General features: G+C 54.7%; 21 protein-coding genes. 8 read left to right on the forward strand and 13 right to left on the reverse strand.

Annotation, left to right across the window (positions count from 1 at the left end; all coding sequences use genetic code 11):
- Nucleotides 1–233: 233 nt before the first annotated feature.
- From GIB19_RS10625 to GIB19_RS10645, 5 genes are all read right to left on the reverse strand, one after another.
- The gene (locus GIB19_RS10625; protein ID WP_274885450.1) at nucleotides 234–1,505 is read right to left on the reverse strand and encodes an OprD family porin; all 1,272 of its coding nucleotides are present in this window, start codon (nucleotides 1,503–1,505) and stop codon (nucleotides 234–236) included.
- Nucleotides 1,506–1,905: 400 nt separating this feature from the next.
- Nucleotides 1,906–2,601 (reverse strand): hypothetical protein, encoded by a 696-nt coding sequence (locus GIB19_RS10630; RefSeq protein WP_027592711.1) that lies wholly within the window; start codon nucleotides 2,599–2,601, stop codon nucleotides 1,906–1,908.
- A 16-nt stretch (nucleotides 2,602–2,617) separates the two neighbouring features.
- Nucleotides 2,618–3,511, reverse strand: a complete 894-nt coding sequence (locus GIB19_RS10635) for a fumarylacetoacetate hydrolase family protein (protein ID WP_099428828.1) — start codon at nucleotides 3,509–3,511, stop codon at nucleotides 2,618–2,620.
- A 3-nt stretch (nucleotides 3,512–3,514) separates the two neighbouring features.
- Nucleotides 3,515–4,315 (reverse strand): 2-keto-4-pentenoate hydratase, encoded by an 801-nt coding sequence (locus tag GIB19_RS10640; RefSeq protein ID WP_274885453.1) that lies wholly within the window; start codon nucleotides 4,313–4,315, stop codon nucleotides 3,515–3,517.
- 5 nt (nucleotides 4,316–4,320) lie between these two features.
- Complete coding sequence (locus tag GIB19_RS10645; RefSeq protein ID WP_274885455.1) at nucleotides 4,321–5,199, reverse strand: IclR family transcriptional regulator; 879 nt, start codon at nucleotides 5,197–5,199, stop codon at nucleotides 4,321–4,323.
- A 280-nt stretch (nucleotides 5,200–5,479) separates the two neighbouring features.
- Between GIB19_RS10645 and GIB19_RS10650 the strand changes: the two genes are divergently transcribed.
- The 4 genes from GIB19_RS10650 (at nucleotide 5,480) to GIB19_RS10665 (ending at nucleotide 10,020) form a co-directional block, all read left to right on the forward strand.
- Complete coding sequence (locus tag GIB19_RS10650; RefSeq protein WP_274885457.1) at nucleotides 5,480–6,910, forward strand: MFS transporter; 1,431 nt, start codon at nucleotides 5,480–5,482, stop codon at nucleotides 6,908–6,910.
- Nucleotides 6,911–7,070: 160 nt separating this feature from the next.
- Nucleotides 7,071–7,895, forward strand: coding sequence for a shikimate dehydrogenase family protein (locus GIB19_RS10655; protein ID WP_099428825.1), 825 nt, complete (start codon nucleotides 7,071–7,073; stop codon nucleotides 7,893–7,895).
- A 302-nt stretch (nucleotides 7,896–8,197) separates the two neighbouring features.
- Nucleotides 8,198–9,196, forward strand: a complete 999-nt coding sequence (locus GIB19_RS10660; protein WP_274885458.1) for a Gfo/Idh/MocA family protein — start codon at nucleotides 8,198–8,200, stop codon at nucleotides 9,194–9,196.
- A 29-nt stretch (nucleotides 9,197–9,225) separates the two neighbouring features.
- On the forward strand, nucleotides 9,226–10,020 hold the full coding sequence (locus GIB19_RS10665) for an IclR family transcriptional regulator (protein ID WP_027592718.1): 795 nt from the start codon (nucleotides 9,226–9,228) through the stop codon (nucleotides 10,018–10,020).
- An 81-nt stretch (nucleotides 10,021–10,101) separates the two neighbouring features.
- Here GIB19_RS10665 and GIB19_RS10670 read toward each other — a convergent pair whose 3' ends face one another.
- Nucleotides 10,102–10,911 carry a sugar phosphate isomerase/epimerase family protein gene (locus GIB19_RS10670; RefSeq protein WP_274885459.1) on the reverse strand — a complete coding sequence of 270 codons (810 nt, stop codon included), beginning with the start codon at nucleotides 10,909–10,911 and terminating at the stop codon, nucleotides 10,102–10,104.
- A 267-nt stretch (nucleotides 10,912–11,178) separates the two neighbouring features.
- Here GIB19_RS10670 and GIB19_RS10675 point away from each other — a divergent pair, with 267 nt between their 5' ends.
- The 4 genes from GIB19_RS10675 (at nucleotide 11,179) to GIB19_RS10690 (ending at nucleotide 16,359) form a co-directional block, all read left to right on the forward strand.
- The gene (locus GIB19_RS10675; protein ID WP_099428822.1) at nucleotides 11,179–11,967 is read left to right on the forward strand and encodes an SDR family NAD(P)-dependent oxidoreductase; all 789 of its coding nucleotides are present in this window, start codon (nucleotides 11,179–11,181) and stop codon (nucleotides 11,965–11,967) included.
- A 1,035-nt stretch (nucleotides 11,968–13,002) separates the two neighbouring features.
- Entirely contained in the window at nucleotides 13,003–13,209 is a 207-nt protein-coding gene (locus GIB19_RS10680) for a hypothetical protein (RefSeq protein WP_274885460.1), read from the forward strand.
- A 756-nt stretch (nucleotides 13,210–13,965) separates the two neighbouring features.
- Nucleotides 13,966–14,202 carry a hypothetical protein gene (locus GIB19_RS10685; RefSeq protein WP_274885461.1) on the forward strand — a complete coding sequence of 79 codons (237 nt, stop codon included), beginning with the start codon at nucleotides 13,966–13,968 and terminating at the stop codon, nucleotides 14,200–14,202.
- Between the two features lie 75 nt (nucleotides 14,203–14,277).
- Nucleotides 14,278–16,359, forward strand: a complete 2,082-nt coding sequence (locus GIB19_RS10690) for a B12-binding domain-containing radical SAM protein (protein WP_274885462.1) — start codon at nucleotides 14,278–14,280, stop codon at nucleotides 16,357–16,359.
- 127 nt (nucleotides 16,360–16,486) lie between these two features.
- Here GIB19_RS10690 and GIB19_RS10695 read toward each other — a convergent pair whose 3' ends face one another.
- The 7 genes from GIB19_RS10695 to GIB19_RS10725 all read right to left on the reverse strand — a co-directional run bounded on the left by GIB19_RS10695 (nucleotide 16,487) and on the right by GIB19_RS10725 (nucleotide 24,728).
- Nucleotides 16,487–18,334 (reverse strand): NACHT domain-containing protein, encoded by a 1,848-nt coding sequence (locus GIB19_RS10695; protein ID WP_274885463.1) that lies wholly within the window; start codon nucleotides 18,332–18,334, stop codon nucleotides 16,487–16,489.
- A 301-nt stretch (nucleotides 18,335–18,635) separates the two neighbouring features.
- Nucleotides 18,636–19,193 (reverse strand): lysis system i-spanin subunit Rz, encoded by a 558-nt coding sequence (locus tag GIB19_RS10700; RefSeq protein WP_274885464.1) that lies wholly within the window; start codon nucleotides 19,191–19,193, stop codon nucleotides 18,636–18,638.
- Complete coding sequence (locus tag GIB19_RS10705; RefSeq protein ID WP_274885465.1) at nucleotides 19,193–19,762, reverse strand: glycoside hydrolase family 19 protein; 570 nt, start codon at nucleotides 19,760–19,762, stop codon at nucleotides 19,193–19,195. The genes GIB19_RS10700 and GIB19_RS10705 overlap by 1 nt, the downstream gene beginning before the upstream one ends.
- 35 nt (nucleotides 19,763–19,797) lie before the next feature.
- On the reverse strand, nucleotides 19,798–20,841 hold the full coding sequence (locus GIB19_RS10710) for a phage late control D family protein (protein WP_274885466.1): 1,044 nt from the start codon (nucleotides 20,839–20,841) through the stop codon (nucleotides 19,798–19,800).
- Nucleotides 20,842–20,866: 25 nt separating this feature from the next.
- Entirely contained in the window at nucleotides 20,867–21,073 is a 207-nt protein-coding gene (locus GIB19_RS10715; RefSeq protein ID WP_274885467.1) for a tail protein X, read from the reverse strand.
- On the reverse strand, nucleotides 21,048–21,926 hold the full coding sequence (locus tag GIB19_RS10720; protein WP_274885468.1) for a phage tail protein: 879 nt from the start codon (nucleotides 21,924–21,926) through the stop codon (nucleotides 21,048–21,050). Before GIB19_RS10720 ends, GIB19_RS10715 begins: the two co-directional genes overlap by 26 nt.
- Before the next feature lie 12 nt (nucleotides 21,927–21,938).
- Nucleotides 21,939–24,728 (reverse strand): phage tail tape measure protein, encoded by a 2,790-nt coding sequence (locus GIB19_RS10725; RefSeq protein WP_274885469.1) that lies wholly within the window; start codon nucleotides 24,726–24,728, stop codon nucleotides 21,939–21,941.
- Nucleotides 24,729–24,764: the final 36 nt, after the last annotated feature.

Raw genomic sequence — 24,764 nt, forward strand, 5'->3', positions numbered from 1 at the left:
AGCAGTATGAATGCCCATACGATGGCGGCTGGCCACAGCCATGATGCGTGAGCTTATCACCGTGAACTTAGTCTACCTGGCGATCTGTACGTTCATTTCTCGATGACGCCCACTGCTTTACGCATGGGCTTCATCGCAACCGAACGCGACTCTACCCAGCTAGTCCTTCCTAATATAGCCTGCCGTTAACTGCAGACCACAGACGCTCGGGGGCCACTAACAATCCCTGTAAATCAAAACAGCGAAAGCGGGTAGTTAATGATTAGGCGGTTTTCATTGAAACTAGTATTAGTCCCCCACGCTCGACGCAGTGTCGAATTTCGCCATTTGACGTTCAGGTCTTTAAGTGCGCCAGATTGAAAAACATAAGCCAGTTCACTCTCCCTGCCCCACTCCTTGGCGTCAGTCTCAGTACCCACATGGATACCGCTTCCCTTGATGTACCGGTTCATAAGTGTCAGCCCGGGCACACCCAGTGCCGTGAAATTATAATCATGTCGCAACTGCCAAGAGCGCTCATTAGCATTTTCGTAACTAGAGTTAAAGCTGTCATTGGCCAGTGAGCCACCCGACGTGCCGTTAACTTTCATCCAACCGTCCTGACCAGAGACCTTTTGCAACCCGATATAAAATGTGTTTGCACCATACTTGGCGAAAAACAACCCAGACCCTGTACGGTTATCAAGATCTCCCGCCAGAGATCGCCCCTCATCCTTACCAGTGAACCATTGTAAATTGGCACCCAGCGTCCAGTCGCCAACGGATTGGCTATGGGTGAGCTGCACCATCTGCTGACTATAGATATCTTTCAACTCAGCCCCCCACACGCCGAGCATCGTCTGCTTGTCATTGAACGTATACTCGCCACCCAGGAAGTTGAACCGATCAGAGGTGACGCCCGGTTTCTGCGCGAGGAACATATCCTCCATGCTGGCATCATTTCGCGGGCTGTTAGCACGGAATTGCCCGCCGTAGAGGGTAACATTTTCGATTTCTCGAGAAGTAATCTGTGCACCGCGGAACGTCTGGGGTAACGACCGGCCGTCATCTGAACGCAAGATTGGCAGCGTGGGCATCCATTCGCCGACCTTGAGCTCTGTAGAAGAGAACCGCGCTTTACCTGCAATTGCCAAACGCCCGTAATCATCGGCCGCGCGGCCATCGTCATGAATGGGCAGCAATTGTGTTCCTCGGGTGCCACGCCCACTGTCTAACTTCACGGCGAACAGCCCCAGGGCGTCAACGCCAAAGCCCACCGGCCCCTGGGTAAAGCCCGACTTATAACTCATGATAAAAGCTTGACTCCACTCTTCTGCTTTGCCTTGAGTGGTAGAGTCGCTTACAAAGTTACGGTTAATGTAAAAATTACGTAGCGCCAGCGCAGCAGTTGAATCCCCTATAAATCCAGCCTCGGTTGCCTGCACGCAGACTGCCGTACTGAAAAGCGGCAGAACAAAAAATATCTTTGCGTTATTGTAAATATATTCGGATGCGCGGATTTTCATTTTTTATTGTTTCCATCACAGACATTTAATATAAACGCAGCTTGTCACGCCGAGCATTCATTCAACGAGGTTTTGTACAACGCCTTCTATTAATTGACGCCCCCTCTAAGCAGAGGGTTCTTCCGTTTTCTATGAATAGCGCAAGCCTGCATGACCTCAGGCTTATTACTGCGCCTCCGTGGCGCAGCGCGTGGCTAAGAGCGGCGCGCTATTGTTGCGACATCCAGCAGACGGCGACGGCCGAGCCCGTTAATTCGTGAGCGCAGGCCAAACTCCAGTACCCTCTATAAAGTCAAAAAATGAGCACGCCAGAGACAAAGCGCATGACACTTGGCGAGGCGCGCCCAGAAGAGGAAAACGATCAAGCACTACCTGCAGTGTCGCTGCAGGTCAGCAAACCTCAACCCGCGCTGGAAGGTGTCTTGCAACGGGTGTATTCCAGTTGGTAAAGCGTGGTGGCGAGCTGCTGCTCAGGGTCGTCCAGCAGGTTGCTCAACTCCGCGACCAGTCGCTCTCTGATATGTCCGACATAGTCAGCGGCGCAACCTTCGATCATGATGATCCAGGATGGAATTTCAGTGCCCTCTGATCGGGCCTTCTTCTCCGCAGTTTCAACCTTGCTGACGGCTTCATCAGCGGTGCAGAAGTGGACACCGGTGATCCCTTGTGCATCGACCAGCGGGGGCAACATTCGATCGCGCAATGCTTGCAGAACGTCCGTGTAGCGCTCGACAGCGACATTGAAGCGCAGGGTCACCAAATAAGCGCCATTACCCACACCGGCCGTGTAATGAACGTCGCAAATCGATCGGGCGACATTACGGTATGACTGCACGACTTTCTGTGTCCATGGCGTCGGCGCATTTAGGCGAGCCAGGTAATCTGGCCCCCCCAGCACCTCGACAGAATCAGCCTCGTACAGATTGAAATAAGCAGGCCCAGCATCGAGCGCGATGTATCGTCGCCCCCGCTGAAATCCCGGAATCGCCGCGCGCTCTGGCATGTGTTCACGGTTATGCCATTCGTAGAACTCATCCCGCGCGTCGGGCACAAGATCATGCCAAATTGCAACCACACCTGTTCCTGCAAAGCTCATGTCTCATTCTCCGGCATTAATCAACGTTAGGATGACGGCCCGCAACCCAGGCAGCTCCCATTTCCGCTACATACGGCACTACCGCCTGAGACTGTTCGCCCAGCCCTGTGCCCCCTACGCGCATGACGTCACCCGCCTTGAGAAACACATTTGGTTTCTGTCCAAGCCCAACACCTGGTGGTGTCCCGGTGATAATCACATCACCCGGCATGAGCGGCATGAAACGGCTCAGGTAAGAAACGATGTGCGCGACACTGAAAATCATGGTCCGAGTGTTACCGTTCTGATAACGCTTGCCGTTCACTTCCAGCCAGAGGTCGAGGTTCTGCGGGTCGGCGATTTCATCGCGAGTCACCAACCAAGGGCCAAGTGGCGCGAAGGAAAAGCTGCTCTTACCCTTGGTCCATTGCCCTTCGTACTCAAGCTGATAGGCACGTTCGGAGACATCGTTAGCCAGGCAGTATCCGGCCACATGATCCAGCGCCTTGCTTTCTTCTACGTGCCAGGCGGGTGAACCAATCACGATGGCCAGCTCAACTTCCCAGTCGAGCTTCTTAGAATCACCCGGCAGAATCACAGGGTCGTTTGCACCGCTGATAGAGCCTGTGTGTTTATTGAATACAACAGGCTGGCTCGGAATAGGCGTGTTGGTCTCGGCGGCGTGGTCAGAATAATTGAGGCCGATGCAGATCAGGTTCGGCACACTGCCCACACACGGCCCTAGACGCGATCCCGCAGGCGCGAACGGCAGACGCTCAATGTCGACACCGCGCAGCTTCTCGATGCTGGACGGCGACAGCGCCGCTGCATCGATGTCATCGACAATGCCAGTGAGATCCCTGACCTGTCCTTGAGCATCCAAAATCCCAGGCAGTTCTTGTCCAGGCAAACCGAAACGAACCAAGCGCATACGTTACTCCTCAAGCGTTGAAAAAAAGACAGACAGTGAACCTGCCTCGCCGAACTGGATGTCCAGCGGCTGGTGAGTGGGAACTTCGAGTACCCCTGCATAGGAGCCGGTGATCACGACCTGACCCGCTTGCAGATCAATGCCCCGTGCAGAAAGAAAATTCGCAAGCCAGACGATCGGCGAGACGGGGTCTTGATCCGGGTGAGTGCCGGCAACGCTCACAGGCTCGACACCCGGATGACTAAGCGTTACATCAAGGTGAGTGGGCAAATTGTTCGAGGCTAGTGAAACGGCACGCCCCCCCAGGACTAGCCCATGGTTGAACAACCCATCAGCCAGCAACTGCTCAAACGTAACCTTTTGCGGATCGGTGTACCGACAGTCGATCACCTCCAGCGCAAGGTGTACCTGGCTGATAGAGCGCGTTATGTCGTCGGCCGTGTAAGGTGCCGCGCGGGCAGGAAGGCCGGCCCCTAACACGCATGCAAGCTCAGGTTCGATTCGCACCTTGGAAGTTGCGAAGCCCAGGGTGTATTGATCGCAGCTCACGATGCTATCGGTGTAGATGGGCGCGACTATCCACTTGCCAGGCTTGGGCAGTGCGCATTTCCATCCGCCCACTTTTTTCCCGGCCAGCACACCGACATGCTGCTGTATTTCGAAGCCTTGCTCTAGGGTCAGTGAAATCTCATTGCATGGCAGGGCATCTAATTTATTACCCGTTTGCCGTGCGTTCGCGAGGTGCGCGGCGGCTTGCAGAAGGATGGATTCAGGCGCATCGGCTGATTGACTGAACTTATCCATGTACTTCATCCCTGCACGCTGGATTGCCGAGGCCATACCGTACCGAGCTTGTTCGCAGCATCCTCGAGCAGTGCATGCAAATCCTCGTAGCGGTCTGGATGCATGCGCAACACCGGACCGGCGATACTCATGGTCCCGACCACAATTCCAGATGGGATGAGCCTCACCGGAACCGCGATTGCCCACACGCCGGCCTCAGCCTCTTCCACAACGAGTCCATAGCCCCGTGCTCTGGTCGCCGCCAAGTCGGAAAGTAAGCGTTCGACAGTATTGATAGCCCGAGGACCCTTGCCTGCACCCTGGTCTTTGCCCAGACCGTCGCGGATAGCAATCTCGACAGCTTGCTCGTCAGGCATAGATGCAAGCCAGGCTTTGCCATTAGCGGTGGTGTACAGATTGATAGGCTGATCCATGGCGGGCGAGTACATCAACCCAGGTGCAGCGCCTTGAGCCGAGGCCAGCCAGGACAAGCCGCCCTCGCAGACGACAGTCAGGCGTACCAGCTCATGGGATAAAGACGCTACATTTTCAATAATCGGCTGAACAAGCTCCGGCAATCCGATGCCGTTCAGATAACGCTGCCCCAAAAGCGCCAATTTGAGTGTCAGACGGTATTGGGACGTCGCCTCATCCTGCTCGGCCCACCCTTGCTCCACCAACTGCGCAAGCACACGGTGCGCAGGCCCCTTTTCCATCCCCAATTCACCTGCAATATCGGACATTCGCATCCAGCGGGCCTCACGAGCCAGCAGCTCGATAGCCTCAAGGCAACGATCAACAGCACCTTTAACGACTCTCATGGGATTATTCTCAGCTGGTTTTGAGCGGCGCCGACAAAAAATGTCACGCCGTTCTATCTGGAACACAGTTACAATAGTAATCATCACGTGATCGTCAAGTCAACGCAAATACGTTCACTCGCTGGCCCGTCCCCTACTCCTTATCTATACCCGGCTCACTAGAAGTACAGCGATGAGGCTGCAACTCACGCTGGCGGGCCTACCGCTCCCATAAACAATGAATGGCTCGTGAACAGCCAGCCCAAGGGCTGGCCGACTCATGAACCTGAACCGTGCCAGCACGCTTGACAAAGGCAATGCGCGGGAACAACATTACAAATGGAACGACGTTACAATAACAAAATTACGGTACCGGAGACACTTCATGAGCCATGGCATCCCGAGCGATCCACACTCCAAGCGTCAGTCAAGGAAGGCCGCAGCTAGCGGCTGGATCGGCTCGGCGTTGGAGTACTACGACTTTTTCATTTATGCGACTGCCGCTGCCCTGCTTTTCCCGCAACTGTTTTTTCCAACGGACGATCCAACCGTAGGAATCATCGTTTCACTCGCTAGCTTCGGCGTTGGGTACATCGCACGACCTATAGGAGCAGTGGTGCTAGGGCACCTGGGTGACCGCCATGGCCGCAAGACAGTATTGGTCTACTGCATGTTCTTGATGGGCTTCTCGACCATGTGCATTGGCTTACTCCCGACCTACCAGCAGATCGGCGTGTGGGCTCCCGCAATACTGATTATCTTGCGTCTGATCCAAGGGTTCGCGGTTGCCGGTGAAGTGTCTTGCGCAAGCTCTATGACCATGGAGCATGCACCTGACGGGCGCCGTGGTTACTTCGCAAGCTTTACCCTTCAAGGCGTGCAAGCCGGGCAACTGCTCGCGGCGGCGGTTTTCCTGCCGCTCGCCCAATTCATGCCTGCGGATGACTTTGCGTCATGGGGTTGGCGAATTCCCTTCTTGCTTAGCGCTGTGGTGCTTGTGGTCGGATGGATCATCCGCCGCGAAGTACATGAGGCCCCAGTCTTTGCTGAGGCGCGAGCACAGGACAAGCCTCGTAAATTGCCAGTAGTCGAGGTACTCACCGAAAGCTGGAAGGATGTGTTGCGTGTCATCTGCATGGCACTCTCTGCAGTACTTGCAATCCTCGCCTCCGTGTTCGGCGCCACCTATGCAGTCCAGCCAGCTTACGGTATTGGTTTTCCCTCCGGCTTGTTCATGTGGATTCCTGTCCTGGGCAATTTGTGCGCTGTGATACTTATCCCATTCGTCGGTAAACTCTCTGACAGAATTGGCCGTCGCCCCCCGGTGATCGTGGGCGTGCTCTGCGGCGGTCTCTTGTCGTTTGGGTATCTCTATGCAATCAGTATCCACAATCTCTGGCTGTCTTTGATTCTCTCGCTTCTCATGTGGGGCGTGGCCTACCAAGGTTTCAATGGTGTTTTCCCAAGCATGTTCCCTGAGTTGTTCCGCACACGGGTACGCGTCACTGGTATGGCCATCGGTCAAAACATCGGCGTGGCATGCACTGCGTTTCTGCCAGCCCTGTTCGTATCCGTTGCGCCGCCTGGCACCGAAAATATCCCCCTGAAAATTGGAGCGCTGACTTTCGCTATCTGTGCCATCTGCGCCATTGCGGCGTTTACTACCCGCGAAACGTTCCGTATTCGTCTGAGCGAACTGGGTGACCCCAACGCTGTGCCAATGTCGAAAGAGGAGTACGAACTGCTGCGGGAAAAATCCAATCCCAGATCGAGCACTAGCACCCCCAATCAAGCGCTCAAAAATCAACTCCAGTGATGCCCGACTGACAACCAGACCCATCACTCTCAACGTGTTGCGCAGTTGCTCTGCGCAGCACGTTAAGCACCCCGGCGATAAACGTGTGCGCCGCCAGCAACAAAGTCCAACAGCTGCGAGCTGGCAATTGGCGTGCCCCCGTCAACTACAGTAGGTTCACATGCATCCACTCATCACCGGCACAACGCGCATCTATGGATTGATAGGTGATCCGCTCAAGAGCGCCAAATCCCCGATGCTGCTGAATAGGCTATTCGCCGAAGCACAGTCTGACGCCGTCTGCATTCCATTGGAGGTCGGTACGCAGGGCCTGGCCGAGTTCGTAAAAGGCGCGCGCGCAATCCGCAACCTCGCTGGACTGCTGATTACCATGCCGCACAAGCAAACCATGCTTGAAGTCGTAGACATTCTTCACCCTACCGCGCGCCAGATCGGCGCAATCAATGTGGTTCGCTGCGACAAGGACGGTCGCTGGGAGGGAGCTGTGTTCGATGGGCTCGGCTGCGTACTGGGCATGCAGCGTCAGGGTGTTTCTCTACACGGGAAATCAGTTCTCCTGGTCGGAGCAGGAGGCTCGGGAAGGGCCATCGCTTTCGCCGTTGCCGCTGCTGGCGCTCGCTCACTGACCATTTCAGATTTGGATCCGCTCCGCGCCGCTGACTTGGCGCAAAACGCTGGCAAAGAAGGGGCGTGCAACGTACAAGCAGGGCCTCCAGACCCTACAGGTCATGACATCGTTATCAATGCTACCCCGCTTGGCATGAACCCTGATGATCCGATGCCAATAGAAGCAGCGCGGCTGAACCCAGCTACGGTGGTGGTCGACATCATCACTCGAGCCGAGCCGACCGCTTTATTAATTGAGGCACAAACACGCGGATGCAAAACCCTTGACGGCCAGCCCATGCACGTAGGCCAGGCCTTGCTGGCTCTTAGTTTCTTGGGTTTTGAAGACATCGAGCGCCGTTACTCGACGGGATTGTAGCCTCCCATACCCTTCCCCTGACTGCCAGCCCGCACCCTCCTCATCACTCCAATCAGAACATTCCACGATGCGCATGCTTTCGGCGTGCGCGCACCCCTCACGCCGACTGCTATTGCTCCACAGCGCCGGCACAGCGCTCAGCGCCCGATCAAAACGTAACTTACTTCCGTTCATAACAGGGTCGTGATAGGCTGTTTTGCAACCTCAAAAATGTAGCTTGCGCGCTATTCTTTCGCGGTTCGATCCGTAACCTCCATGGCACCGCAGGTTTGTCAAACATACTTATTTATAAAGGTGGATGTTTGAAAGTCGTTCTCCTAGAAGTCAGCCACTGGCACACCCCGCTCTATCTCGATGCGCTTGAGCGCTTGCCTGATGTAACGGTCACGGCGGTGTCCGACGCAACGGGGTCGCGGGGGCCCGCTCTCGCCCAGCGTTTCGGAGCGCAACTTTACGATCGCTGGGAAACCCTGCTGGAAAACGAGGAAGCTGATTTTGCCTTCGCCTTTGGCCCGCATGATGAGCTGTATGCCATGGGCGAGGCATTGATCGAGCAAAAGGTCCCCTTCGCGATGGAAAAGCCTTGCGGGCTAACCCAGCATGAGGTGCTGGACCTTTACCAACGCACCGAAGCCAACGGTCTGTTCGTGGCGGTGCCGTTGATATGGAGGCACAGTGAATTACTGAACCGCCTAAAACAAGAAGCCAGGCAGAGTGAAGCCAAGTGGAGAACCCTGGCGTTTCGATTCAACGCTGGCCCGCCTGGACGCTACCTGGCTAACAGTTGCTCTTGGATGCTTGAGCCAAAACGATCGGGGGGCGGATGCACGATCAATCTCGCCCCTCATTTCGTCGATCTGGTTGAGGAAATCTCCGGAGAGGCGATTCGCAGCGTGTCGGCAGTGATGTATCGCGATTCGTTACTGACAGCAGTAGAGATCGGCTCGTTGATGACCCTGGTGACCGAGAGTGGCTGCATCTGCACTATCGAAACGGGGTACAATTATCCCGCCAATACACCCGAGCAGCGGGAGTATTCATTTTCAATGTCAACTGATCAGTTCTATGCGCGCTCTACCTCTGACGGCTTGCGGCTGGTCAACGCGGCCGGGCAGGCAAGTGACCTGCACATGAGCCTGAACTCTGACGTGTATTACGACAACTTCGTAACCGACATCCTCGCGCCTGACCGAGACGTTGCTTATACAGGCGCCGGGCTAGCAACCATGCACCGCGTCATGCGTATCATCGAGGCGGCCTATGAGTCAGATCGCCTGGGTGGCGCCCCCATCACCCTATAATGCCCTGACGCGAAACAAAGGACTAAAAATTGTCACATATAGGCCGCTACTTCAATACTCTGGAACTGCTCCTTTCCCATCCAGGCGGCCTCGCCCTGTCTGAAATCAGTGAACAGACTCAAGTGGCGATGGCCACGGCTCACCGTATATTGAGCGCCCTGCGGGAGAGAGGCTACGTTTACCAGGACGAGCAGGACCATTACTGCCTGACGCTGAAAATTCCCAGCATGGGCGTGAACTACATCACTGAAACTGGGTTTGCCAGGATCATGCAACCTTTGCTCAACGAACTAGCCAGCGAAACCGGCGAGCATGTTCGCCTGGCGGAAGTTGCAGAGGATCATCTGACTTGGGTACTGCAGGCCACGAAAAATACCAGGGGCCTTCAATACCGCCGCGCCCTAGACGAAAAAATCATTCCCCATACCACTGCGGCAGGCAAAGCATGGCTCTCCACTATGCGTGATGAGCGCGCCATGCGCATTCTCGCCGCCTGGGATATCGAGAATAGCCGAGAATATGCAGGGCCCAACGCACGCGTTTCGATTCGCGACATTTTTGATGACATCGCACTGATCCGCAAAGAGGGGCATGCGGTAGTACGAGAAGAAGGCGAAGTGGGCGTGTGCGTCGTGGCAGTGCCTGTATTCGACCCCTCACGATCAAGCAACTCGGCCCCGGTGGCAACCCTTAGCATCGCCGGCCCCATTGCACGCATGCGCGAGGAAACCTTGGATGCTCATATCGAACACTTGAAACGATCGGCCACAAGGGTGGGAGAGTGCTGGTCCCTGTGGACTTCTGTCAGCGAGGGAGACTTGTAAGCTGCGCGCTAACGCTCTAACTTGCACCTGGGCCCATTGCGGGCCTCAGGGCTACTGGGGCGACGAGCGATAGAAAGGCAACTACCGAATGTTCCACCCCTTCTCACGCAGATCCTGCACACCTTTGTTCAGTTCATATAAGGCGTTTTCTTCGCGGATGATTTCGAGCACGCAGTTTTCAATACCGCAGGTCGCGTGAACGGCCTCACCCAATCCGATGAAGTCTACGACTCCGGTACCAACTGGATCATGCCCCCACACATCCGTGCCGGTGTCGGACACATGCACAAAGTCGATAGCACTCTGGTAGGCCAGCAAACTCGCTACTGGGTCCTCACCTATGTAAGCAGCGTTGGCGATGTCATAAACGACTCTGACGACATCATCATTGACAGTATCAACAACCTCAGCCAACTCCCGCATCGTAGGGGTGAAGCAATACGGGGTATTTTCTAGCAGCAAGCGCACACCAGCCTGTTTCGCCAGCGGCGTCAGAGCCGCCAGGCTCTCGTACATCCAATCATAAGTCTTTTCGAGCGGTGGAGAAATCATCGGGCGCCGCGTGCCAGGAGATATCACCACCTCCTGGGTATCCCAAGCGACAGCCAGGTCAATCACCGCCTTAATGTGATCAATGCTCTTCTGACGCATATTGGCGGCGGGACTTGCCAAGTTGACGTCATAGCCGCCGGCGTTGAGCGACCTGACCTTGGCATCGTACTGACGCAGACGCACGCTTGCAGCAGAACGCTCTGCAGTCGACATTTCCACCGGCCAGCAATGTGGCGAACTTACGGGCACCTCGAACACACGGTGCCCATGCTCAGAGAGCTGCGCAATTGCATCGATTGCCGTGGATGACCACAGATAAGAAAACGTGCTGATGATCATATCGAAACATCCTTTCAGTTGAGTACTCACCGGAGTGAAACGGGCCATTCATATTATGAATTTTGTAGGCTGACCACTATCGCTTAGAGGAAGACGCGACCATGGATGTATGTGGATGGCGACAGCCGTTGCGCTGTCAAGGCCATTCTGATGGTGAAAAAAACATAACGTAATCGAATTCCATTGTCAATTTGATTGCAAAATTGCACCCGGTTTTGTAGGTTAAGGCTTCCACCTACAACAAAATCTATGTGTGAGGGTTGTTAAATGAGAGCTTTGGTGAGTGGCGGTAGTAGCGGCATCGGTGCTTCGGTATGCCTGAGAATCGCGGAGGCTGCGCTTGCCCGGGGCTCGCAGCCGAAAATTGCCGTTTGTGGGCAAGCCCCAAACGCAACCCAGGATGAAATCGTTCGAAAAATCATGGCTATGGGTGGCGTCGCGATCTCATTGTCTGGTGATCTCGGCGATCCTGCGGTGCCTGACCAACTGGTGGCAGCTGCAGTAGCCGAATTCGGCGGGCTTGACACGCTGGTTGCGAATGCTGGCGTCGCCAGCCCCGGCGCGATCTGCAATTTGTCCATTGAGGATTGGGACGACATGTTCGCCGTCAATCTTCGCGGCGCCTGGTTGCTTGCCAAAGCAAGCTACCCGCATCTTCGCGAGAGCCGAGGCTCAGCGTGCTTTACCTCGTCGATGTCTGGCCAGCTTCCGCACGCCGGCTCTGGCGCCTACAGCCCCACCAAGGCAGCATTAACAATGCTGGCGCAAACTCTCGCTCTGGAGTGGGCACCTGAAGGCATTCGGGTCAATATCGTGTCGCCAGGCATGACACATACACCCATGTCTGAAAAAATGTACGCTGATCCGCAGATCAAGAAAGCACGAGAAGCGATCATTCCACTGGCCAGAATCGGCGAACCGCTAGACATCGCAAACGTGATCGAATTTCTCATTAGCCCGCTAGCCGGCTATGTCACGGGGCAGGATATCTGTGTCGATGGCGGGTTCTCCAAATCGATCCTTAGCCATATTCCAGGTCGCCCAAGCTCCAAATGATTATCACGGCTGTGGAATGAGCCTATACAGAAAGAGTTAAATCCAAACCCTCTACAAGACACTAAAATGGGGCCGTCCGACCTTGCGTTGTGTCGTGCGGCTTCGACCGAAGCTATATCCTCGCGAGCTTCTATTCGCACTTACCTGCGCCTCCTGGCCTTTTAAACCCCTCCCCCTAAAACTCAAGCCCGCCGACCTACTCGGGCGGGGCGGCCTTAGCATCGATGGCGACAACATTTACAAGCAGTTGATCTGCGACGCAGCAGTGGGGGATGGCGGTCGGCAAACAAAGCATCAACCGACCGTCGAGGGGCGCGGGGTCAGCACCTCTGAGCTATTGGCCAGGCCGAGGGCGAGCCACAAAACGAGCTCATCGACTCGCTGAAAAGGTCACCTACTACCGGCGCAAGCGCACCAGCAAGCGCAGGAAGAACCCCGGCAAGGAATGAATCAACTATTTCTACCTGGACAAGTCAGCTAAGCCGAGACCCTTAGGCAGCGATCTGAGCTTGGCTCGACTGAAGTGGGGCGAACTCGAAGCGAAGGCGAGCAGCTAAGGACCTAGTCATGTTGGGGCCGAGGTAGGCAGTTGCTCGACATCTTCGAGAAGGCGCCAATCGACGGGCTCAGACCTACGGACGTATCAGAAGCGCTTCCGAGATAAACCATTCCCAAGGGTGTTTCCATGGGTAGTTTTTCTATGCCCCAGAAACGCAAAAAGCCCTGAATAATCAGGGCTTTGAATATGGCGGAAGCGTAGAGATTCGAACTCTAGGATAGTTGCCCATCGACGGTTTTCAAGTCTACGATTTTTTATTTTAAAATCAGTGACTTAACCTCGAAAAATTTCCGCAAACCTTTACCAAGCCTTTCGCTGGAGGCCGTATTTTCCGCTGACCCATCTCGCCATTGCGGAACTGAATTCGGTGCGACACACCCGCTCACTGCCCTCCCGTAACAAGTGCCTTACTCGGGTCCCAGGCGCCCTAGAACTGTCCTATTATTACCCTCGAATCCACTCGCAGGGAGCTCGCCATGGAAGAGAAAGCCGCAATCACAGCGGACACAATGGAACTGCTGCTATTGAATCAAACCGCCCTCAGAGCAGCCTTGGAGGAGCTGTCGCTATGGGTGAGTCAACGTGGTTCAACTCAAATCCATGAAAACGTCATGGCGGCCCTGACGACACTGGACACTCACGCAGAGGCGATTTGTATTGGAATAGAGGGTTTACGGTCCTGAATCAACAGCTACTCACCGCTAGATTTGTCTCGTCAAGCGGGCCGAGCCACAAAACGCAGGGGGGGGGAATGCCCGATGATGGATCGGGCCATTAATTCCAAAAGTCTTTCAAAACGGAGTGTCCAGCGCTAACTCGCATCTTTCGAACCAATCTTGCACCAACCCTTCTGTCATTGACCCGACCGGCCGACTCCCACTCAAAAAAGTCTCACTTGATGAGACTCTCCAAGAGGAGGTCCTAGAGCTTTCAGTTGCTTCACATTCATCAACTAACAAGCCATAACATTTCTTGATCACCTCAAGCGCTAACTGTACTAGATGTTCGTTGCCCCCCTAATCCAATCAAGGTGCGATTCATGACCAGAGGCTCCTTCAGCTGTCCAGATTACAGCCCCAAGGTTCAAAAGGTGGATGACCGCAACGGCCGCTTCCCACCCACCCTGTCCTAAACCAAGAAAGGTTACGGATCAAAAGCAAGTGGTGAGCAGCTTGATTACAGGCGGTTTAGAGCAGCTCGAATCTCATACCCTCAAAGCTGGCAAGACCAAATAGCGTCGTCTATGCTCGTCAGTGTACAGCTTCGACATCGAGATTTGTGTATCACTGACTTAACATGTCCAAGCATAGAAGTTCAGACTGGGCTAAACAGGTTAATGATCTCGGCATTCGTTGGAGCCAGTACCCTCTCGCTTGTAATGGCCATGAAAATATTATTAGCAGGAGGACCACTTTTAAATTTGACTCCTGGAGAAAAACATGGACCAAACAACTCGTGCTTTGGTGATAAAAGAAGTACTTGCCAACGCTAAAAACTTAGGGATCAGCGAAGCTATCAAGCAGTTTGGGCAGGACCTGCCCACTGACGACCAGACAGCATTAATCGGCTTATCTGATGATGAAATTGGAGCTTTGGATTCCATTCGTCAAAAATTAGGTGGCATGGATCCGATCGCCGCACACATAGTTAACAATAACAACAACGACAAGCTATAACACATGGAAGCTCGGAGACTTAATAAGATGAATTTAATATGTTCAAGCAATGCAGCAAAGTCCCCGAGCTTTCTTTTGCTCAACGCTCCCTTATCAGACCCGACGTCACCATATCACTCTCTTTCATATTTGGTGGGAGCAGCATCTAGGGCCGGCTTCACCAACGGCCAGTGTATCGATGTAAATCTAGACATGCTCGAGTTTACGCTGCATCCGGATCGCATTGAAAAGCTCTTAAACGAGGCTTTAGATGAGCTTAAACACCTTGAAAAGAAATCACTCTTATCTAGAGGAGAACAGCTACGTTATAGATTTGCACTCCGCGCAATTGGGATGAAGTCATCCGACGTCAAAGATGCAAGAGACCTTATGCGTGATAAAGACAGATTCTTTGATTACCAGCATTACAAGCAATCGGTAATGATACTTAATAGATGGATGGATATATTAAGCCTAAAAGGAATGCCGGGGCAGTTCGACAACTTTAGCATGAGATCAGGATACGTATTAGACTTTAGCTCACCCAGCGACCTATCAAACCCAGAGCTACTAGAGTTGCTAGCCTCACCATTTAAAGAGTATTGGGCTGAAAAATTCAAATCGTACTTATCAGGTGCGAAGTGGGACGTTGTGGGCATTTCGATAAATTATATCTCTCAACTTCCTCTCGCTCTATGGATGATGCGACTTATACGACAGCATTCGCCTTCATCGCTAATTATAGCAGGAGGCACCGAGATTACGGATATATTCAAGGGAGTTCGAAATACTACTGACCTATGGCAAGTCTTTAACGATATAGATGTTCTCGTTGTTGGAGAAGGTGAGTCCGCGTTCGTAGACATACTTAACTATGTATCTGAAGGCCGACCAATACCTGTAGCTGCTCCAGGGATTTTTACAAAGAAAAGCATAAGGTCCACATCGGGGAGTTACCCTGTTCGTTATGAAGATGTCAACAACCTCGCAGAACCCGAATACTCAATATGGGATTATAACAAATACTGGTCACCCTTCCCCTTGTTTTTATTTTCACCTACACGAGGGTGTTATTGGAATCGTTGTACTTTCTGTGACTACGGCCTAAACCAAGACAGCCCGACCGCACCTTCACGCGAACTTAAAGTAGCTACTGCTGTAAAGCAGCTGCAAGAGATATCTAAAATCACTCCTTTTATTTATTTCGCAGTTGACTCAATGTCTCCTTCTTATCTTCGTGATCTAGGCGCTGAGATTGTAGATAAAGGTTTGACACTGAAATGGAGTGCAGAATTGAGACTAGAGCCCAGCTTTAGAAAAACGTTATCACGTGAACTGCGTGATGCTGGATGCGTATCTATATCATTCGGTTTCGAATCAGCATCCCAGCGGGTTTTAAATCTAATAGACAAAGGTGTTAAATTGGCAATTTTACCTCAGATATTAGAGGAGCTATCCGCAAATAACATCGGCGTTCAAATGATGGGGTTCATCGGCTTCCCGGGAGAAACCCCCATAGAATCCGAAGAAACTTTTAACTTCCTACTGAAATATAGAGACAAATGGGCACTAGCCGGCATTGGCGATTTTGTTCTAACCCCGGGAGCAATTATAGCAAAAAACCCCAGTAAGTTTGGCGTCACGGAGATTGTAGATCCAGCCCCCTCAAAAATTAAACGCGCATTGTACTGGAAAGATAGTCGAGGGAAAATTATAAGCCCTGGAGAAGCACGAAGCGAGAGAGTAAATAGTTTAAGCGAGAGTCTACGTGTTACCCCTTTTGATAGACCTTGGCTAGGGGGGATGGATACTGCACATTCCATGATGTATTTTTCACGTAATGGTCGAAGACTGCTTCAGTCGCAGGAAGATATTAGCTCTCTTGAGATCCAGTCTTTCATTTGGCATTGCCACTTTCCAAGTATTGAGCAATTTACAGATACATCCGACGTTGCGAAGGCTAGAAAATTATATTCTGCAAAGGAATTGTTAAATGACTGGTTAACAAAGGAGTGTGACTCGGGGGAGGCTGATGCGACGTCTACTACTAGCATTGAAATTTTTTTAAGCGGGCACTATATGACTTGCGATGAAACCATTATCAGAAAAGAAGGAAAGCGCACTGAAACCTTCAATTTATTCAAGGGCATTCTACTACGGCTACACGGCCTAGCGTAGAACTTATTCAATGGACTCGGCAATCTGGACCGCGGCATGCCAATGACTCATGCTCGGCCCAGACACCAAGGTTCACCTTGATATTATTCGACGCAGCCCACTATGATAACGTCAAACTTTCTGCTTATTAAACCTCAAAACTCATATCAATTACAGCATCGACACTTTCGAATGCTTTCAACTCTTCCCTAGCACATCTAACACGCTCGGCATAATCATTCTCGATCGCAGCCAACGCAGACCGTATACCATCCACACCGAACATTTCCATCCAGGCCTCTAAACTCAACTCAACATAAGTATCAGCTACGTTTATTAGCCTTTTACTACTTGAAGCAAAGTCACTGAATTTTTTATTATCAATATCAAACAAATGGGTATGACTAACACGCTCAATAACTGCCCGAGCAGCATCATAAGCGAGTTCATTTCTCGCGACCGGCATTAAACCGTAGCTAATCACTGAAGATTGCTTGGTTATAAGTCCACCATCAAACAAACCTACAACATAAGTTTCAAATGACAGCTCATCTGCGGCCCCGAGAGCCTCAGAAAGCGCCTTTAACTCTTCAACAACAACAGCCAGATAATAAAATTTCAGATATCGATGGCGATCAATTTTTTCCAAAAAGTGAAGCGACACTTTCCATCCCAAATAAGACCTAGCAATAGATTTGTAGAAATTCTCAGAAAGCTTTTCAAACCTAGCGGCAAATGCTGCAGCAAAATAATCCAAAATACCCTTATGAAGAAAGGTTGCTTCACCGACCCCTTCCTCAAGCATCAAACATGCGACACCCACAATATCCGACCTGAACTGCTCAACAGAACACTCAATTTTCGGGACATACTTGGACGCCTTTTCAAAGCACTCATTGAACTGAGCTTTAGTTAGAGTACGCCCATATGAGCGCTGCATCACAACAAAACAAAATGCTTCAAACAGATGCTGCAACTTTGACTCAGATAGACCTGTGTGATGCTCGCGCCGAAAAGCCTCTTTCAGACTATCATGCTGAGTAAAAACCACGTGAAACAACGCACTAAAGAAATCTGAAAGATATGGAGGTATTTGCTTAACACTTTCATACACCAACACCATGATAGTCATCATGAGTGGAGTGCTGATAGCTTCTTGTATATCTTTGGGGCTTGATTTAACAGCTTCAACCAGCTCTTCTCGCCGTACTGTATCAACCCCCAGCTTTCTTAAGAAAGCATTGTGATCCTTAGGTCCCAAAGGCATCAACGAAACGACATTAAATTCAGGGACATTCTGGATGGCATTCTGAGGTCTTGATGAAACTATTATTCTCAACCCACTATTCAGATTTTTTAGCTCATTGATCTCCACTAGGAGATCGGATACCAGCTCTTGGGAAACCTCATCAAAGCCATCCAGAACAAAGACAAGTTTGTCTTTCTTTGACAAATACTTAATCACGCCATCATCAACCTCCACACCAATGGCTTGGAAGGCTTTACGAACAAGGCTCCTCAGCGAATTTATCTTGCTAACATTCCTCAACTCAATAAATATCGGAACCTTTTTATCAACATCGTCTGACAACATAGACAATGCTAAATGCCTCATAAATATCGACTTACCCTGCCCCACCACGCCTTCAACGACCAAGTGCCCCTTTGGCAAGTCGCGTAATCCATCCACAGTCTTAGCTCTCAAGCTCATACCCAACTTACTATGAACCCTGAAACTTGCGGACTTTCCTTTGGTGGCAATTTTTGAAGGATAGTAAAAAGAGTCTATCGCCAAAGCCTCATCGCGGGAAAATATCGTTTTAACGCTAGCTAGCCTGGTATAATATTCAGAGATTTTGTCCAGATCCTCTCCTGCCTTCCAGCCTTGCATACTACTCTTAATCGGCGCTTTCGCACTTGCATAAAGCCCACTCAAAACGGGCGCCAAAAGACGAGAAATAGAGGAAACCGCTGTCAGCGTTGATATTTCAGCCATGATAAAAAACCTTCAGCTCGGCATTTGATTTCGATGGATTATGCCTAGATTATATGCAAAAGGAATACCTCTGACAGAAGGATGTCAGCGGATGCTGAGATGATCACTCCACCAACTGGGACCGAATGCTCGAATTGGCCAATCCGAGACAACCCTCTACGGTAGACGAAGTGTAGCCCCACTCAAGCGAAAAATGTCACGTAGGCAGTTCCCTGTGGCAATGTTGCCTCCCCCATTAACGCCCGGTCTGGAGTAAGCTGTGATCCCGAAGCCTTCTTCATACTGGGCCAAGATTGTCCCTTTACCGTTGCGATACTTCTCTTATGTAGGCCTGACAAGCCCTAAGAGCAATTAGTCCCCGGTCGCCTTCGTTGGTGATGGCGACAATTCGTTGAGCATTCGCTGGGTCAAGTTGGGCGCGTACGGCACCATGTACCAAGCCTCGGGTGCCGGCGGATTCTCGCACCCCACCGTCACAACCCGGGCAGGCGAAGGCTCTGGCGTCGACAAGGACTGACAACCGCAGATCAGCGGCAGCAAGCCTGTCGCGCAGGCGAGCTTGAGTTTCTTGAGCATCGTTTATCTCCCGCCAATGTGTTTTTCCCTGCTCCTGCAGGCGAGCTTCCAAGACTTTTCGCTGAGCCTTCTGCTCCGCTAACTGATTCAGGGCTGCAGCTGCAGCCTCCTCACGTTCTCGACCGTGAGCCCGATCACTGTCCGCCAGTTGCTGGACATAACCTGCAGCCTGTTCAGCCAACTGCTTTCCGTACTCGCTGGCCTGCCACACCCAGGCCCCTCGCCCGCCGGCATAGAGTCCGACCGCAACGGCCAGAAGCGCGATACGCCAGTTCAGCGGCATTACTGCAACACCTCAAGCGCGCGCATGTAGAGCATTTGGCGATCCTTCAACCCATTCAGGCCACCATTGATACGGCGAGTGATCAGCTCGAACACCGAATCATCGGCCTGCAGCACCTTGTCAGCGAGGCTATTGAGCCCCGCCCGCTGCCAGTACCAGCCGGCCGACAGCGACGCATAGACCGGCTGCTCGAGCAGGTCGGGGGTGTTGAGCAAGCGACTGTCACCGAACAGGGCCTCGCTGCAGGCCTCATAGTTGTCACGGCCGGTGATCTGGATAAGCCCGCGGCCACGGTATCGCTGACCATCGCCGTCAGCCGCCGGGGTGTTGCCGAGGCGCTCCGCCAATCGCCCGGTGTCGTACTTGGCCAGGTAGGCATCGTTACCGAGCTCTCGCACATACAGCAGCTGGCCCGACTCATGGCCGACTTGTGCTAGGAACGCAGCCATACGCCGAGGAGTGATGATCGAGTACTTGCCCATTGTTGCGTTGAGGCCGGAAACAAAAACGCCGGCTTTTCGGCCGGCGTTGGGGAGGATTTGTTGCAGCTGATGTACAGAGATTGCCATTTAAGTCTCCAGTGATGGTCTGTTTGTCTGTGCGGTTAAAGCTGCACGACTTCGAGAGGTGTTGAGGTTTTCTTTTTCTTACCAGCAGCTTTGGCCTTGCCCTTCTTGCCGCCATTGCATTCAACGGTGGTCGACCAGCCTGCTTGGGTGAATACCTGCTCCACGGAATCCACCAGATACTCGCCGTCAAAACCGTCTTTGAAGTCCTGGGCGTTGATCTGGCGTTCTGCGAACAGGTCGACACCGCCCGGCATTTCCAATCGCACCCCAGCGGTCGAGCGGTTGAACGCCGCCAGGCGCGCCTTGGCGGCTTGCTCAGCAGCGTTCTTATTAGGGTGTATATGGCGGTCGGTATGCACAGGCGGCAGGCCGTCCGGGGCGTCGTCGTTTTTCAGTTCGATAACGTCCAGGGTGCCGGTCTTGGCGTTATGGTGGGTGGTCTTGACGCTCTTATGGGTGGAACGGTCCCCGACGCGGAATGAGTAGCGGCTAACGTCCGCGCGCCGAATGGTGACTGCCGGCAGCGTTTTGCCACTGGCCGTGACGCCAGCCTGCCGCTTGAGGACTATCAGCTTGCCGCTGGCCACCTTGGCGGTACAGTCATACAAGCGGGCAATGCGGGTGATAAAGTTGTAGTCGGACTCCCCGAGCTGGTCCGCCCGGCCCACGACGGTCTGCACATCACAGGCCGGTATCCAGCCATTGCGGCGGGCCACCGTGGCGACAATCTCGGCCAACGTCTTGCCCTCGAAACTGCCGTTGCGAGTGGTCTTGCCACTACCGCGCATGTCGCTGGCCTTGCCTCGTATGACCATCGTATCCGGCGGCCCGGTCAGCTCAATCTCATCGACCGTATAACTGTTGATCCGGGTCAGCTGCGCGCCGTCATAGCCTAGAAAAACCTCGATCTTGGCGCCGCGCGACGGCAGCGAAACGGCCTGATCGCGGTCGTCAATACGCAGTTCGAACTCGTCCGACTCCATGCCGGGCTTGTCGAGCGTGCGCAGCATCAGCAGACGGTCGTTTATCAGGCGCGTGATATCGGTACCGTCAGCGACGATACGAAATTGCGGTTTCATGGAAAACTCCGGTAAGGCAGGTGCGCTAGTCCCACAGCTGGACGGTCAGCTGGTCGGTTCTAGCGAGTTCGGGAAGGCTGATCAGCACCCCGGCGCGGTAGGGCTGCGGCTCGACGGCAAGGCCCGGATTAGCGCCCAGCACCGCCTCCACCGTGCCGCTCAGGTGCCCGTAATAGTGGAAACAGATAGCATCGAGCACATCGCCGTCAGACGTTCGACAAATCATCGCCATAGCGCGTGAACTCCAAGGTGAATGCCTGCTTGCGCGGAATTCCGCCCTGCAGCAGCGTGGCTTGTTCTTCCTCGATATCGGTCAGGCACCAATTGCCCAACACCTGGCCGTAGCCGGTGGTCAGCCCCAGCGGTTGCAGCTGGCCGCCGATGCTGCGCAAAGTGTCGAGCTGGCCGAGGCCACCCCGGAACGAGGGGAAAATTGCGCCCTTGAGTGTCAGGCGCTCATCGCCAATGCCCACCGCTTGCTGCGCAGAGCGCCGGGTAAGGCGCTCCTGAGCTGCCCAGCGAAACGAGGTCTTGCGCCGCAGTTCGTCAAAGGCCGCCGTGTCCAGGTTGAAATAGAACGGCTCCGCCTTGACGCTCTGAGGCTGCAGGATCAGCAGATGAGGGAACGCCTTGATGGCCTCTTTGGGCGGGTCTTCCTTGGAGCGGATCGAGGCGCTGGAGAACATTTCCGATAGCGAGAAATTGGACACCATGCCGCTGATACCGCCGGCCTGGTTGTACTTGTCCGCAATGTTGGAAATGGCCTTCTTTGCCCGGTCTGCCTGCTCGCCAAACTCGGCCACCCGCTCCTGCACTTGCGTGACCGCGTTGCTGGCCTGGTTGTAGACGGCCAGCACCTTGCCGACCTTGGCCTGGGCCTGGGCGATACCGCCCATGACCCGGTTCAGCTTGCCGCCGATCAGTTCCCCCACCACCGGCAGGGTTTCCAGCTCGGAAACAGCCCCTTTCATTTGCGTAACGGCCCCATTCATAGGACCCAGCATGCCGTCCACCGTGCGGCGGCCAGCCTCTCCTGCAGCGGCAAGCGACTTTAGGCTGCCCTGCAGCTGCTCCATGTACGCCATTAGTTATCCTCCCTACAGGTGCGGCGCGTCGTACAGCTGACGCGCGTTAATGTCGCGGGTAGCGTCCTGCATCATCTGCATGAAATAGGGACGCAACTCGTTGGCGAGTTTCTGCCGGTCTGCTACGTCCCCCTGGACCGTGACCGGAATGCTCAGCTCAAAGCGCTGGTCGAGCTTGAGGGATGCCGGCTCAGCCTTGGCCGGCGCCGGCTTATCCGCTGCACGCTGGTAGTCGCCCAGCATCTGCCCGGCCTGAGCCATGCCAGGCCCCACTGCACCGGCGGGCTGCAGGTTGCCCAGCAAGGCCGCAGGGTCGCCGGCCGGCGGGCGCATGAGCGGTGCACCAGGGAAACGCACCTTGCCAGCAGTCAGCGCCGGCACCAGAAACGGGTCCTTGGAATCAGGGTCCTTGGGATCGTAGGAAACCGCCGGCTCGGCAGGCGCCGGCACCACCCGCAACGGCTCAGGCTCGTTACGCGTAACGACCGGCTCGGCCGGCGGCCGCGTGAGCGGTGCACCAGGGAAACGCACCTTGCCAGCAGTCAGCCCCGGCACCAGGAACGGGTCCTTGGAATCAGGGTCCTTGGGATCGTAGGACACCGCCGGTTCGGCAGGCGCCGGCACCACCCGCAGCGACTCAGGGCCGTTACGCGTAACAGGCGACTCGGAGGGCTCAGCCTTCGCCGCCCCGCCTTCGCTACCTTCTGTAGGCGCCCCCTGTTCCGCCGGCGCAGCCGCTGGATCAGGCTGCGCCTTCGTGGCAAAAAGGCTGCCGACTTTGGCGCCCAGCGCGTCCCCGCCAAGGCTCCCAAGTATACCGCCTACCAGACCACCAATAGCCGTGCCGACCACCGGAATGATCGAGCCCAAGGCCGCGCCCGTGGCTGCGCCGGCAATGCCTCCGGCCAAACCGCCCACCGCACTGCCGACACCCTCGGCTTTTTGTTCGGGTGGCTGGTCGCTGGCCACAGCGCTGCCAATCTGCAGTGCGGCCACCGCAGCGCCCAGCACCGGCACCCCCTTACCAAAGCTGGCCAAGCGTCCGGCACGCCCCAGCAGACCGCCGACACGGCCCAACCGGCTACGCCGAGGGTTGCGCCGTGCGGTGTCCCCAGCCCCGCCGCCTACCGAACTGCCGCCGCCATCACCAGCCCCGGCCTGGGGGTTGGTGACAAATACGCGTTGCACTCCAGCAGCGCCTGCAGCGCCCTTGGCGACGTTGTACAGGCCTCTGGCAACCCGAATGGCCGCCACCGCTTTGGTGATGGCAAAGCCCCCCGCTGCCAGCGCTGTAGCCCCAAGGGCCAAGGACGGCACCTTTTCGGCAATCCAGCCAATGCCGGTGGCCGTCGCCCGCAATACGTCGGCGGCACCGTCCGTCAACGGCCGCAAGCCGTTACCAATGGCGCGGAACGCGTCGTCAATCTCGTTGGCGGTTTCTTTCCACTTCTGCGAGGACGTTTCGCGGCGCTCTGCCAGGTTCTGGTCGAGAATGCCCGCCGCGTCTGCAGACTGGGTTTTCAGTTCCTCGTACAGCGCTTTGTTCTGCATGTAGGCCATGAGCGCAGATTTGACCTGCATATCCGCGAACAAGTCGCCGGTACGCATGGCCTCCTCCAGCGCCTGCATCATGCGCTTGGCTTTTTCGGGGTCCGTCTCCTGGTTGATCTTGGCCGCCGCCTCAGCCATGGCAGCGGCCTTTTTCGGGTCGGTCTTCTGGATGTATTTTTGGGCAAGTGCAAAGCTGGCCTCCAGCGTCGACATGCCGCTCTGCAGGCCGGAAATGAGCGACTTCTGATAGTCAATGCCGGCGTCCTTGTACGCCTTGACCGTCTCGCCCGAGCCGATCTTTTCCATCCAGTTCTTGAGGTTGTTGGCCGCCTCATCGGCGCTGCCGGCAGACTTGATCTGCACCTGCAGGATCGAACCCAACTGGGTGACGGCGTCCATGCCGTAAATGCCCTGCTTCGCCATGCCGGCCAGCAGCTCAGGGAACCACTTGGCCATGTCGCTGGCCTCGAAGCTACCAGCCTGCCCCTGGTAGGCGATGGCCTCCAGCGCTCGCTGCATCACCACGGGGTCGGTGATCTTGGCGTTTTGCCCCAGGGCGTTGATCATTCGCGCGGTGTCGGTACCGTCCGCGCCCTGACCCACCACAAACTTGGCGGCCACGCTGGAATAACGCGCCGCCTCCTGCAGGTCCATACCGGCCCCCACCAGGTTGTTAAGAACATCGGCCACCTCGTTGCGCGCCAGGCCGGTGTCTTTGGCCGTGGTGATGATGCCCCGGTTTAGGTCGACTTCCTCGGCCTTGTTGGCCACACCCGCCTTGATGGCGATATCCCGCACTATCGCCTGATAGTCGGCACTGATCTTGGTGGGTACCGCTAAGGCCGCGGTGCCGACCGTGGCCTGCACGGCAGTGGATCGCAGGCCGGCTTTGCCCGCCTCGATCTGCTGCAGACCCTTGGCCTGCCGGGCAGCGGCTTGCGCAGTGCGACCCAGCGTGCGGTAGTGGTCCTCCAGGCGACCGACCTCGACACCTTGTTTTCGCAGGGCAGCAACGTTGCGGTCGAGCTGGTTTCGTAGGCCGCGCGCACTGGCCTCTCCCGCCTCGCTGGCTTTCTTCCACTCATCGCGCAGGCGCATGGTTTCGCCAATGACGCCCTGCAGCACCTTGGCCTCTTCGCCGCGCTTCTTGAGTTTGCCGATTCGGCCCTCAACGTCTTTGAACGCCGCGCCGACCGTTGCGCTGACCACCCCGCCGATCACAAGGCCAATGGAAAACTTGTTGTTGGCCATGGTTTCTCACTCCCACGCAGGCACAGCCCGGCGGCT

Origin of the sequence: Pseudomonas sp. ITEM 17296, from assembly GCF_028895205.1 — a bacterium.
Classification (GTDB): Bacteria; Pseudomonadota; Gammaproteobacteria; order Pseudomonadales; family Pseudomonadaceae; genus Aquipseudomonas; species Aquipseudomonas kermanshahensis.

Bases quoted from the DNA above. Each gene is read 5' to 3' on its own strand.
- GIB19_RS10625 (WP_274885450.1), bottom strand. From the start codon at position 1,505: ATGAAAATCCGCGCATCCGAATATATTTACAATAACGCAAAGATATTT.
- GIB19_RS10630 (WP_027592711.1), bottom strand. From the start codon at position 2,601: ATGAGCTTTGCAGGAACAGGTGTGGTTGCAATTTGGCATGATCTTGTG.
- GIB19_RS10635 (WP_099428828.1), bottom strand. From the start codon at position 3,511: ATGCGCTTGGTTCGTTTCGGTTTGCCTGGACAAGAACTGCCTGGGATT.
- GIB19_RS10640 (WP_274885453.1), bottom strand. From the start codon at position 4,315: ATGGATAAGTTCAGTCAATCAGCCGATGCGCCTGAATCCATCCTTCTG.
- GIB19_RS10645 (WP_274885455.1), bottom strand. From the start codon at position 5,199: ATGATTACTATTGTAACTGTGTTCCAGATAGAACGGCGTGACATTTTT.
- GIB19_RS10650 (WP_274885457.1), top strand. From the start codon at position 5,480: ATGAGCCATGGCATCCCGAGCGATCCACACTCCAAGCGTCAGTCAAGG.
- GIB19_RS10655 (WP_099428825.1), top strand. From the start codon at position 7,071: ATGCATCCACTCATCACCGGCACAACGCGCATCTATGGATTGATAGGT.
- GIB19_RS10670 (WP_274885459.1), bottom strand. From the start codon at position 10,911: ATGATCATCAGCACGTTTTCTTATCTGTGGTCATCCACGGCAATCGAT.
- GIB19_RS10675 (WP_099428822.1), top strand. From the start codon at position 11,179: ATGAGAGCTTTGGTGAGTGGCGGTAGTAGCGGCATCGGTGCTTCGGTA.
- GIB19_RS10680 (WP_274885460.1), top strand. From the start codon at position 13,003: ATGGAAGAGAAAGCCGCAATCACAGCGGACACAATGGAACTGCTGCTA.
- GIB19_RS10685 (WP_274885461.1), top strand. From the start codon at position 13,966: ATGGACCAAACAACTCGTGCTTTGGTGATAAAAGAAGTACTTGCCAAC.
- GIB19_RS10695 (WP_274885463.1), bottom strand. From the start codon at position 18,334: ATGGCTGAAATATCAACGCTGACAGCGGTTTCCTCTATTTCTCGTCTT.
- GIB19_RS10700 (WP_274885464.1), bottom strand. From the start codon at position 19,193: ATGCCGCTGAACTGGCGTATCGCGCTTCTGGCCGTTGCGGTCGGACTC.
- GIB19_RS10705 (WP_274885465.1), bottom strand. From the start codon at position 19,762: ATGGCAATCTCTGTACATCAGCTGCAACAAATCCTCCCCAACGCCGGC.
- GIB19_RS10710 (WP_274885466.1), bottom strand. From the start codon at position 20,841: ATGAAACCGCAATTTCGTATCGTCGCTGACGGTACCGATATCACGCGC.
- GIB19_RS10715 (WP_274885467.1), bottom strand. From the start codon at position 21,073: ATGGCGATGATTTGTCGAACGTCTGACGGCGATGTGCTCGATGCTATC.
- GIB19_RS10720 (WP_274885468.1), bottom strand. From the start codon at position 21,926: ATGGCGTACATGGAGCAGCTGCAGGGCAGCCTAAAGTCGCTTGCCGCT.
- GIB19_RS10725 (WP_274885469.1), bottom strand. From the start codon at position 24,728: ATGGCCAACAACAAGTTTTCCATTGGCCTTGTGATCGGCGGGGTGGTC.